This window comes from Allobosea sp. TAF32, assembly GCF_052113585.1.
In the GTDB taxonomy this organism is placed as follows: Bacteria; Pseudomonadota; Alphaproteobacteria; order Rhizobiales; family Beijerinckiaceae; genus Allobosea.
Window position 1 is genome coordinate 1 of sequence record NZ_JBFRDM010000021.1, and the last position, 10763, is coordinate 10763.

The window sequence follows — 10763 nt, forward strand, 5'->3', positions numbered from 1 at the left end:
GGGATCGGAACGCCTACAAGCCAAAGTATGATGGAACGCATCTGCAGCCCCTCTTTCGATAGCGGTGCTGCGGCAACGCTCGGAATTTGCGGAAGGTTCCTGGTGCTCACCCGCCTTGAGCTCCGCGGACCGGTCGATCTCAGCCCTTCGCCATCAGACTGCCACCGCGCGCCTGGTCTCGCTATGCGAGGCCGGGCTTTTTGTCGCCGACTGCCGACGCCCGCAACAATCTGCCGCTTAATGGACCGGGCTGAACCGCGCCTTCGTCGGCACGGTCGGGATTGGCGCGTCCGCCGCGGCGTCCGTGCTGCCTTCATTGTAATAGCTGCCGATAAACGGGGCCATCAGGCCATGGGTCGCCTGCTGGGTCGCCGTCGATAGCGCCTCATCCGCTCCGCGCGCCTCGCTGCGGCCTCGCATCCGGCGCCCGCGATTATCCGGGCATTGGACAGGAAAGACCACCAACGATCCTGCGAGTAGCTGAACTTATGACCGATTGATTATGATATTTTAGAGAAATAAGGCCTGAGAACCTTCTCGTGCGGACCGTGGGACGTGCTTACGTGTCGTGCCCGCCGGATTACGCCTAAAATCGGTAGTGCAGCCGCACGCAGCCCTTGTCGATCGCCTGAGCGCTGATCAGTGTCGGGCTCGCGCGAAACCCGCTGAGTGGAAAGAGCGGCCGACCGCCGCCTAGCATTTCCGGGATGACGTAGATTTCGATCTCGTCCAGTGCCCCGCGCTCAAGGAAGGCCATCTGCAACTGCCCGCCGCCCAGCATCCAGACATCGCCATCGTCCAGTCCGCGCAGCTCGCGGATCACCGCATCGACGTCGCTGCGAACCTCCAGCGGCCCCTTCGGATTGTCGATCGGCCGCGACGTGACGACGATCACGCGCTTGTCCCCGTATGACCAGGGAGAGGAATCCCCCGCTATGAACTCATACGTACCGCGCCCCATCACTACGGTGCGGGTTCGTTTGAGGAAGGTGCGGTAGTCGTGCTCGCCGAGGTTCATGTCGTCGTACTTGAACAGCCAGTCGAGGCTGTTGTCTTCAGCCGTGATCATCCCGTCGAGGCTGGTGGCGATATATCCCAGAATTCGAGCCATGGTGGTCCCGTGTTGATTTATAAATGAATATATGTTTATATATATTCATGGCTAGGCACAAGACGATCCCTGACGAGCAAGTACTCGACAAACTCCTCGGGACACTTATGGAGAGCGGGCCCGACGGCCTCACCTTCACCCGCGCCGCGACCGGCTGTGGGCTCTCGCCGGCGACGCTGGTACAGCGCTATGGCAACCGTGAGGCCATGGTTCAGGCGATTCTCCTGCGGGCATGGGACCGGCTGGACGCGGAGACAGAGGCGGCGGACGCGGAGGAACCACCGACGCCCGAAGGCGCGATGAACCTTCTGATTCGTCTGATGCCGCCCGAATCCGCGGAACTCGATGCCACCAACGGCCTGCTGCTGTTGAGGGAGGACATCCGCAATCCCGTCCTCCGCGCCCGTGGCGCTTCCTGGGGCCATCGCTTGGCCGAAGCGCTCGGCCGCCGCCTCTCGAAGGACCGGACGCGAGGCGAACGCCTCGGTTGGCAGATGGCGAGCCTCTGGCAGGGCGCGCATACGTGGTGGGCCTTCACACGCGGCGTGCCGGCGGAACAGGCGATCAGGCGGGTGTTGGAGGAGTTTGTTGGAGGGGTGGAATGACCACTGTTGGCCCGCGCCGGAAGTAGACCGAACTTTCGCAAAGCAGCGAAGAGCAGGCGCTCCACCGTCTCGAGGGCGTTCTATGCACCAGCAAATTGTATCAAGGGCGGATCGAGACCGTCATCGTCTGCGGGCAATCGGAGCGTAGGGGCATCCCGGGAATCGGGTGACGCTTCCTTGCACTGCTGTGGGCTGTAGGGAAGCTGAGTTAGCCATTCGTCTCCAGAGCACTTGGTGGTCTTTGTTGCCGAATGCCGCGATTACCAGGGGAGGCCGCTACCGCTCCGACGCCGTGGACGACGGCGCGCCGCTGCGCCGGATTGAGGGTGTCGAGATAGCTGATCGGGGCAACGGCGTTCATGAAGATCTGCTGGACAGTGATTCGCTCGACCCTACCATGTCGGATGATATGGGTGCGTCAGGATTGCCGACGCTTGGTATCGCGCGCGGCTCCACGACCTCGGTACCATGTTCCCCAATAGGCTCCGCGGCCGCGATCTCGAGGATCGAATTCGAACCCGCCCATGATGTCCTTGAAGCGCGCGGCCTGATCCGGATCGGAGAAGCAGAAAACTCGAAAGCGCCTTCCTTCGTGGACAACCTCATGGCCTCGGGGAGCGAGGGAGGACAACGGGCCAGTCGATGGCACGATGCCCAGCCCATGGCCCGGCGGGATCTCGACTGCGACCTGGTGAGGCCAACGGCGGTCAATTTCCGCAGGAGAGAGCTCACCCTTGCGTCTCATGTTTGGTCGACAAGGCGAGGGCGCCGCCGCCCCTCAGAAAAGCGGCCGCGAAGAAACCCTCTGGAAGAGGCCGCATCGGCATCGGCAGCCATCACCGCAAGATCCCAGAGGATCATCCGGATCGCCTCCCGGGAATCTCCGCTAGCTTCCTCCAGGACCGCATCGACCTCCTCATCGGCAACGGCAAACGGGTCTGGTTCAGGCGGGCGGGAAGCCTCGACTGCTACCATCGGTCATGCCCTCTATTGAGAGAACATAGAGAGAACAAACGGAATAGCGAGTCAAGCACGCCTCGCCGACAGCGCCTCCTTCGTTGTGCGAAATCATTCCTGAGTTGAGCGGCTCGTTCGGCGCGTTTCCTGCGCACGGTCCAAGGACCTCGCGGCTCGCCGGGCGGCACGCAGTTCCTCGAGCGTGGGCTGCCACCATCCGCGAAGGAAGGCGTCCGGCGTGGTCGGGCGTCGCGCAGGCCAGGTCTTGACCAGTTCCTCATGGGTCGCACGCCGCCACAAAGCCCAGACCAGATCGTCTGACTGTCCAGAGCTCCAAGGATAATGCCGGGCGGCGGTTTCCATGGGCACGATCTCGCCGGTTACCTCAAGGACGACGAGCGGCCCCTCATGTGACATCAGCACCCGGTCGGTCGGCGGCAATTCGCTTGCAGGCACGGGATAGCGTCGACGTCGGTGCTCGGCCGCCGTTGCTTTCGTGCCTTCGTATTCGGGCTCGGATTTTGCCGCTTCGCGCCTTTGCCTCCGAGCTTCCGGCTCGCTGCGTTCCGCGGCGGCTTCGATCGCCGGCCATCTCCTGCGAAGTTCATCTATCGATCGGAACGGAACGTGCCAGGCCTTGTCCTCGCCGTTCCACCAGGCCCATGGTACTGCGCGCAATTCCTCGACGACGGTTCGTGAATACGGGGTGCGCACGATGATCTCATCGGCAGCCTCCAGATATGGGCTGACGATCGGCTCGAACGAAAAGGAATCGCGACCGCGCTCATCCGCGAGGGTAAATGCACTCGGCAGCTCGCGATCGAGCCATCGTGCCGCGCGAAGCATCGCGGTCGTTCCCGGCAGCTTCCAGGCTGACAACCGATCGCTCCAGCGGGCTCGCGGAAAGGCTTCGCGAAAACGCTCCGCAACTGCGGCGTCGAACGGGAAGGAGACGATGGCACCCGCGCCTTCTTCATCATCGCGAATCTCGATGTCGTTGCGTTCGCGACCGGCCATCGACCGACGATCCTGATCCCGACTGGTGCACGGCTTCAGCCCGGCAGCCCGGGTGATATCGCCTATTCGATGAAGCGGACGGTCGTACCTGGCCTGACGATCTGGGCCAGTTCCTCGGCATCCCAATTCGTGAGCCGGACACAGCCATGCCATGAGGCCTTGCTGATCTTCGAAGGCTCCGGCGTACCATGAATGCCGAAGGTCGGCTTCGACAGCTCGATCCAGACCGAACCGACCGGGTTGTTGGGACCCCTGGGGAGCACCAGGCGACGCTTGTTCTTGCCCTGCTGGAAATTCTTGACCGGGTCGTAGTGATAGGTCGGGTTTTTCACGATCCTCACCACCTGATATTCGCCCTCAGGCGAGGGGGTGTCCTCGCTGCCGATGGTGGCCGGATAAATCGCGATGACCTTTCCGGTGGCATCCAGCGCTCGAACGATGCTGTTCGTCTTGTCGGCCTCCACTGTCCGTGCCTCGTCGGAAGGAGCGGTTCGTCCGACCGAGACAACGTGCAGAGTTTCCTCGCGCTTCCCATAATGCGATCGCGGGTTGAACGTCCTGAGCAGACCCTCGCTCATGTGAAAGCGTTCGGCGAACATCTCCTGGGCGCTCCGGTAGCCGAGCCGCTTCATCCGGGCCTGACGAGCGTAATCGTGAGGAATGCGCCTGACGTACCGGGTTTTGATATCCTCCTTCGTCACGACGTAGTCCGAGACGATATCCGAGCTGACGTCCCCTTTGAGGACCTGCCAGGTCGCAGTGTCAATGATATCGCCGGCTCCGAGATTTTGGCGGCGACGGAACTGATAGATGGCCTTCCGATAGTTGTCGCCATCCAGCCCGTCGATCTCCCCGGGAGAAATACCCTGGCGCGCCAGTAGGACTTGGGCTTTGACGATCGAAGCGTTGGGGCGCGGCACCTTGCTTTTCGTGGTGGTCGGGGGACCCGCTCGGTTCACCTCGTCGGCGGTGAGGGCGTGCGCGGCTACCGGCGCTAGCAATACGCATCCACACAACAAGGCTGCCTGGCACTTCCTCAGCAGCTCAAAAACAGCGCGTGGCACGAACGTCATCATCGCTGGCTCCATGAACCGCCAACGCAATCTTTCATCCCGGAGTTCCGCGACAGCGTTGCTGGGGATGGCAGCGTCGCGATGGGCCGTGATAGACACTCGGCCGGGCTTCAGAGCCAACCCACGCGTCAATGACCTTGGTCAGCGGAAATGGCGCCTTCTCCTTTGACCATTCGTGGAACGGCGCAGCGGTCTGGCTATACGGACCTGGCTCAGGGCGATCGAATTCAACCCGCGTCAAAATATGGAAGGCACTCCCGAAAACGATTGCTTCCCCCGATGACAGGATCGTCTCCTGGTCCAACAATCTTCGAGCCTGCATCGGGATGATGCGACGGAAATGGTCTATGTCGTCGGGATTCTGGAGCCGATGGCCGATGAAGTTGGCGCACTGGCTGATAATGGTCTGGCTGATCTCGCTTGGGCGTTGGGCTCGCGACCGCGCGGTGCGCGGTAAACAGCGCCTCGAACCTCGCGGTATCAATTCGATTTTGGCGAGATGGCCGGTCACGGCATCGCAATAGGAGCCAGCCGCCTTCTTCTTGATTCGCGTCAGCTCGCTCAAGAGCTGATCGAGTGCCCACCAATCCTTCAGCACGGGTTCTTGCGTTTGTTCCGCTGCGCTGAGCCAGGCGCAGATTTCTTCGGCGTTCAGGAACCAGAGAGGGAGGCGGAGCTCCTTGCCGTTGAGATAGATGCGATCTGGTGTGCGCGCTGCCGGCGGATCTCCAGGAAAGGCTTTCGCGTACTCGCCGTTGATGTCGATGGGGCGGCCCCTCACGCGACGGGTAGGTGGGTCTCCTAGTTCAACGCCTGGGAAACCAGAACCGGCTTGTTCCGATAGAGCTGAGGGAAGACCCGCTTCAGATTCTCGACCTTGGGTATGTCGTTGATCACGATATAGGGGTGCGTCGGGTAGCGCGTCAGGAAGTCCTGATGATAGGCCTCGGCCGGGTAGAAGGCGCGTTCCGGCTCGATCTTTGTCACGATCGCTGCGTCATAGGCACGGGCCTGATTGAGTTGGCCGATATAGGCCTTGGCGACGCGCGCCTGCTCGGCATCGACCGGGAAGATGGCAGAGCGGTACTGTGTGCCCGAATCCGGCCCTTGCCGGTTGAGCTGCGTCGGGTCATGGGCGACCGAGAAATAGATCTGAAGCAGTTTCGCGTAGCTGACCTTGCGCGGATCATAGGTGATCCGGACCGCTTCGGCATGGCCGGTGCGCCCAGTGCCGACCTTTTCGTATTCGGCCGTGGCCTTCTCGCCACCGGCGTAGCCGGACACGGCAGCGCTGACGCCGTCGACATGCTGGAAGACGCCCTGGACGCCCCAGAAGCAGCCGCCAGCAAGCACCGCGACCTTCTGCGATGTGTCTGAAGCCGCAGCCTCATCCGTCGCCGGAGGCGGAATGATACGAGCCTCCTCAGCCGCGGCCAGAGGGGATAGCTTCAGTACGGCGGCGCCGAGAGCGACTGCGGCAGCGCCGAGCAGCGCCCGGCGGCTCAACATGGTTAGGGGCGAACGGGCTTTGACGGGCATGACGGTATCTCCGTGATCAGCCGAAGGTGAAGGCATAAGCCTGGGCGCCGGCGTCGAGAAACATGATTTCGAAAGTGCGGTCCTTGATCGGGCCGCTTTGTCGGATGAGTTGGTAGAGACGCTGTCCCGCGACTGTGCCATTGCCCTCGGCGTCGACGTCGATGCCGTGATCGACACCGGGCGGCGCGCCATCGATCATCACGCGGAAGCGCACTGGCTTACCATCTGCGCCCGGGCCAAGCACGAGGTGCAGGTCGCGGGCATGGAAGCGGTAGGTGATGGCACCATCCGGCCCTTCGAGGGCCGCATGCTCCTTGCCGATCGTCCAATGGCCCGAGAGACCCCATTCGTTGAGGCGCGGCGTGCCGGGCTCGTAGCGGCCGACGGAGTCCTCTACTGCTCCCCCCGGGGATACGAAGTTCTCGGCGCGCTCGTAACCGAGATAGGTCTCGGGCGAGCGGACATCCGCTTCGGCGGAGGCCATCTCAGCACCTGACGCTTTGACAGAAACGGTGCCCGTTGCGACATCGCCGCGGCCTGCCTCCGCAAGAAGCTGCTGGATCACCTTTTCCGATTCCGCGTAGCCGCCTTCGCCGAAATGGTGGTGGCGGATCCGGCCTTGCGCGTCGATGAAGTAATGCGCCGGCCAATAGCGGTTCTTGAAGGCGCGCCAGATCGCATAGTCGTTGTCGACCGCTACCAGGTAGCCGATCTGAAGATCGGCGCTGGCCTGCTTCACATTGTCGATGCGCTTCGCGAAGGCGAATTCCGGCGAATGCACGCCGATAACGACTAGGCCCTGACCCTTGTACTTCTCTGCCCAGGCCCGGACATAGGGGATTGCGCGAAGGCAGTTGATGCAGGAGTAGGTCCAGAAGTCGATCAGCGCCACCTTGCCTTTGAGGCTCTCGGCCGTGAGCGGCGGCCCGTTAAGCCAGGCGGTGGCGCCAGCGAGCGAGGGCAGGGCGCCTTCGACGGGAAGCTCGGTTTCCGCGCCGGAGGGTTTGGCCGCCATCATGGCTGGATTGGCGCCCGTCATTGCCGGATTGGCGCTCATCATGGCCGGCGCATTGCCGCTCATCATCGCAGGATTGCTGCCCGTATTGGCGCCACCGCTCATCATGGCCGGGCCGCTCCCTGTTGGCGGGGCCGGTGCGGTGGACACTGCGAAGCGGTCGAGCAGATGCTGCTCGACGGCATTCGTGCCTGCCAGCGACAGCCGCGTCAGGAATCCGGTGTCGAGGCCGAGTGCAATCGCTACCACGGCCGCGAGAACCGCGACGCCTCCAATGCGGCGCAGCCACTCACCGGCTCCGAGCAAACGCTTCATCAGACCAAAGACCCTGCCGCCGGCGAGCAAGGCGATCGCAAGGGATGTCGCGGCGCCTGCCGCATAGGCGAGCAGCAACAGGGACGTCCCGATATTCGCGCCTTGCAGGGCCGCCCCCGTCAGGATGAGTCCCAAAATCGGACCGGCGCAGGGCGCCCAGAGCAATCCGGTCGCGAGACCGAGTAGGATCGAGGGGACGATGGCCCCTGAGCCGCCACCCTGTCGTGAAGCCGTTTCCGACAGCCGCCCACCCAGTGCAACGAGCGGCCTGGCAAATCGGTCTGCCAGTGCAGGAAACAGCAAAGCGATGCCGAACAGGGCGAGCAGCGCCATGGCAGCAAATCGGCCGTACTGGTTCGCCTCCACGGCCCAGTTGCCGCCGACAGCCGCCAGCGTCGCCACGGCTGCGAAGGCGAGCGCCATGCCGAGCAGCATCGGCAGCGTGCTGCGCAGGAAAGGTTGGCCCGCCCGCGCGAAGATGAAGGGCAGGACAGGCAGGATGCAGGGGCTGACGATCGTCAGCACGCCGCCAAGATAGGCGAGCAGAAGCAAGGTCATAAGCGTCGTGTCTTCGTTCAGGCCGCCAGCGGCCTGAAGGCCATGGCGACCCCGTTCATGCAGTAGCGCAGACCCGTCGGCCGCGGCCCGTCATCGAAGACATGGCCGAGATGGCCGCCGCAGCGGCCGCAATGCGCAGCGACGCGGACCATGCTCAGCGAAGTGTCGCGCTCGGTGCCGACGGCTTTATCGGAGATCGGTGCCCAAAAACTCGGCCAGCCGGTGCCGCTCTCGAATTTGGTCGTGGAGGAGAACAGTTCCTGGTCGCACCCAGCACAAGCGAATGTACCCCGACGCTTCTCCTGGTTGAGGGGACTCGTATAGGGGCGCTCGGTCGCGCTTTGGCGCAGCACCGCATATTGCTCCGGTGTCAGCAGTTTGCGCCATTCCGCTTCGCTGTGTTTAACGGTGTAGTCTTCTGCTGCACTTGCCGAGCGCGGGCGCCTCGTCACGCCCACCCCAATCGTTCCTGCCGCCATTGCCGCCAGAAGGATGCGCCTTGTGATCATAGTGCTCACCTTGGAAGCCGGCGCCGCAATTCGCTTGCATCGTGCAACCATTGTGATCGCTGTATTCAGTTAGGAATAGCGTTAGTCGCGGCGTTTTGATCGGACGACAAAAGCACTCTATCGTTCTTCGCGAGCATCTGCTGTCCTGACAGCAGGAACCAGATCGAGCGCCGTAGTTCGGCGCCTGCAAAGATGGGGTATTTCACCCATCAAGCGCTTCCACTTGGCGAGGACGCGGCGCATCATCGTGGTGCACCAGGTGAAGCCATGCTATGCGTCGGATCTCTCCTATTCGCAGTGTCCATCGCTTTTGCGGGAGCCGCTTCGGCCGCTGAACCAGCGCCTCTACGGCTCGACGGCGAAATTCCGCTTGGTGAGGTCAGAGGGCGCATCGATCATTTCTCGATCGATAGCCCGCGCTAGAGGCTGTTCGTGGCGGAACTGGGCAACGACAGTATCGGCGTCGTCGATTTGCGCGAGCGAAAGCTGCTCCGCACCATTGAAGGGGCTAGAGGAGCCGCAAGGCCTCGCTTATGTCGCGTCCACCGACACGCTCTATGTCGCCAATGGCGGTGACGGGTCCGTGCGTGTCTTTCGCGGCGAAGACCTGGAGCCAGTCGGCAGGATCGAGCTCGGCGCCGACGCGGATAACATCCGGATCGATCGAGAGTCCGGCCACATCCTCGTCGGATACGGCAGTGGCGCATTGGCCGTCATCGATCCCAAAACGCTCCGCAAGATCGGTGATGTTGCCCTGAAGGCGCACCCCGAGAGCTTTCAGCTAGACGAGGCTCAAGCCCACGCCTTCGTCAATGTGCCCAATACCACGAGGTCGCGGTCGTCGATCTGGCGGCAAAGCGACAGGTCAAATCGCTGCCGCTCACCGATCTGGGCGCGAACTTCCCGCTCGCCGTTGATCCGGACGCGCATCAGGTGCTCACCGTCACCCGTTCTCCGCCTCGATTGGTTGCCTTTTCGGCCCAAGACGGGAGCCGGGCGAGCGCCGTCGGCACCTGCGGGGATGCCGACGATCTGTTTGTCGATTCCAAACGCCAGCGAATTTACGTGAGCTGCGGCGAAGGCGTGGTTGATGTCTTCGAGCGCCACGATGCCGCCTACGTCCGCTTGGCGCAGGTCCCGACCCGGCCGGGCGCTCGCACGTCATTGTACGTGCCCGAACTCGACCGGTTGTTCGTGGCAATGCGGGCCGGTGGCGGCGAAGCCGCTTCCATTCGCGTCTTTCGGCCGGAACCCTAATCCGGCCGAAAGGCGTTGGCTCTTGTTTGCACCGAAAATCGAAGTTCAGATTCCACCCGTTGCAAGCCAGTACAGCACGCCGATTGCCGAACAGGCTGCAATGACTTGGATCATCCCGACCTTAAAGCGGAAGACGGCGACCATGGCGGCCGACGTCAGCAGCAGCGCGGCGACGTTGACCGTGCTCAGGACCGGGACGTCGATCTCCATGCCGAACCCTTTGACCTGCCGAACCTCGGCGAACAGGACGTGCATGGCGAACCAGATTGACAGGTTCAGGATCACCCCGACGACGGCGGCTGTGATCGCCCCGAGCGCGGCGGACAGCGCCTTGTTGTTGCGCATCGTTTCCATGAACGGAGCGCCCAGGAAGATCCAGAGGAAGCAGGGCACGAAGGTTACCCAGGTCGTCAGCAGTCCGCCGAGCGTGGCCGCCAGCAGCGGGTTGAGCGAACCCGGTGCACGATAGGCGCCCATGAAGCCGACGAATTGCGTGACCATGATCAGTGGCCCGGGGGTGGTTTCGGCCATGCCGAGGCCGTCCAGCATCTCGCCCGGCTTCAGCCAGCCATAGTGCTCGACCGCCTGCTGCGCGACATAGGACAGGACCGAATAGGCCCCGCCGAAGGTCACCATCGCCATCTTGGAGAAGAAGATCGAAATCTCGGTGAACACGTCGCCTCGGCCGAGCGTCGCCAGCAAGGCGATGACCGGAGCGAACCAGAGGAAGAAGCCGATGGCGGCGACCTTCAGCGACCAGCTCAGCGGCGGCCTGGCATGCGCGGGAATGCCTTCGCCAAGCGCTGA

Annotated in this window: 12 protein-coding genes; 1 reads left to right on the forward strand and 11 read right to left on the reverse strand. The window is 62.9% G+C overall.

Translation table 11 applies throughout. The annotated features are described in order from the left end of the window. Positions 1–237: 237 nt before the first annotated feature. Together AB4Z16_RS27730 and AB4Z16_RS27735 are read right to left on the reverse strand one after the other, a co-directional pair. Complete coding sequence (locus AB4Z16_RS27730) at positions 238–420, reverse strand: hypothetical protein (RefSeq protein ID WP_441514532.1); 183 nt, start codon at positions 418–420, stop codon at positions 238–240. Positions 421–586: 166 nt separating this feature from the next. Then, entirely contained in the window at positions 587–1111 is a 525-nt protein-coding gene (locus AB4Z16_RS27735) for a dihydrofolate reductase family protein (protein ID WP_441514533.1), read from the reverse strand. A 47-nt stretch (positions 1112–1158) separates the two neighbouring features. Here AB4Z16_RS27735 and AB4Z16_RS27740 point away from each other — a divergent pair, with 47 nt between their 5' ends. Next, on the forward strand, positions 1159–1716 hold the full coding sequence (locus AB4Z16_RS27740; RefSeq protein ID WP_441514534.1) for a TetR/AcrR family transcriptional regulator: 558 nt from the start codon (positions 1159–1161) through the stop codon (positions 1714–1716). Between the two features lie 1068 nt (positions 1717–2784). Here AB4Z16_RS27740 and AB4Z16_RS27745 read toward each other — a convergent pair. The 9 genes from AB4Z16_RS27745 to AB4Z16_RS27785 all read right to left on the reverse strand — a co-directional run. Continuing rightward, positions 2785–3690, reverse strand: a complete 906-nt coding sequence (locus AB4Z16_RS27745; RefSeq protein WP_441514535.1) for a hypothetical protein — start codon at positions 3688–3690, stop codon at positions 2785–2787. Between the two features lie 62 nt (positions 3691–3752). Continuing rightward, positions 3753–4766 carry a L,D-transpeptidase family protein gene (locus AB4Z16_RS27750; protein WP_441514536.1) on the reverse strand — a complete coding sequence of 338 codons (1014 nt, stop codon included), beginning with the start codon at positions 4764–4766 and terminating at the stop codon, positions 3753–3755. A gap of 31 nt (positions 4767–4797) precedes the next feature. Beyond that, the gene (locus AB4Z16_RS27755) at positions 4798–5544 is read right to left on the reverse strand and encodes an ATP-binding protein (RefSeq protein ID WP_441514537.1); all 747 of its coding nucleotides are present in this window, start codon (positions 5542–5544) and stop codon (positions 4798–4800) included. A 20-nt stretch (positions 5545–5564) separates the two neighbouring features. Continuing rightward, entirely contained in the window at positions 5565–6302 is a 738-nt protein-coding gene (gene msrA, locus AB4Z16_RS27760; RefSeq protein ID WP_441514538.1) for a peptide-methionine (S)-S-oxide reductase MsrA, read from the reverse strand. 16 nt (positions 6303–6318) lie between these two features. Further along, the gene (locus AB4Z16_RS27765; RefSeq protein WP_441514539.1) at positions 6319–8190 is read right to left on the reverse strand and encodes a cytochrome c biogenesis protein DipZ; all 1872 of its coding nucleotides are present in this window, start codon (positions 8188–8190) and stop codon (positions 6319–6321) included. Between the two features lie 17 nt (positions 8191–8207). Then, on the reverse strand, positions 8208–8699 hold the full coding sequence (gene msrB / locus AB4Z16_RS27770) for a peptide-methionine (R)-S-oxide reductase MsrB (protein WP_441514540.1): 492 nt from the start codon (positions 8697–8699) through the stop codon (positions 8208–8210). Between the two features lie 508 nt (positions 8700–9207). Beyond that, positions 9208–9465, reverse strand: coding sequence for a hypothetical protein (locus AB4Z16_RS27775; RefSeq protein ID WP_441514541.1), 258 nt, complete (start codon positions 9463–9465; stop codon positions 9208–9210). A gap of 26 nt (positions 9466–9491) precedes the next feature. After that, a complete protein-coding gene (locus AB4Z16_RS27780; protein ID WP_441514542.1) occupies positions 9492–9806 on the reverse strand; it encodes a hypothetical protein in 315 nt (104 codons plus the stop codon). A 195-nt stretch (positions 9807–10001) separates the two neighbouring features. Continuing rightward, on the reverse strand, positions 10002–10763 hold a 762-nt coding region (locus tag AB4Z16_RS27785), incomplete at its 5' end, for a chromate transporter (RefSeq protein ID WP_441514543.1).

Excerpts from the sequence above, each read along its gene's own strand:
- AB4Z16_RS27730 (WP_441514532.1), bottom strand. The coding sequence starts at position 420 with ATGCGAGGCCGCAGCGAGGCGCGCGGAGCGGATGAGGCGCTATCGACG.
- AB4Z16_RS27750 (WP_441514536.1), bottom strand. The coding sequence starts at position 4,766 with ATGATGACGTTCGTGCCACGCGCTGTTTTTGAGCTGCTGAGGAAGTGC.
- AB4Z16_RS27735 (WP_441514533.1), bottom strand. The coding sequence starts at position 1,111 with ATGGCTCGAATTCTGGGATATATCGCCACCAGCCTCGACGGGATGATC.
- AB4Z16_RS27740 (WP_441514534.1), top strand. The coding sequence starts at position 1,159 with ATGGCTAGGCACAAGACGATCCCTGACGAGCAAGTACTCGACAAACTC.
- AB4Z16_RS27765 (WP_441514539.1), bottom strand. The coding sequence starts at position 8,190 with ATGACCTTGCTTCTGCTCGCCTATCTTGGCGGCGTGCTGACGATCGTC.
- msrB (WP_441514540.1), bottom strand. The coding sequence starts at position 8,699 with ATGATCACAAGGCGCATCCTTCTGGCGGCAATGGCGGCAGGAACGATT.
- AB4Z16_RS27745 (WP_441514535.1), bottom strand. The coding sequence starts at position 3,690 with ATGGCCGGTCGCGAACGCAACGACATCGAGATTCGCGATGATGAAGAA.
- msrA (WP_441514538.1), bottom strand. The coding sequence starts at position 6,302 with ATGCCCGTCAAAGCCCGTTCGCCCCTAACCATGTTGAGCCGCCGGGCG.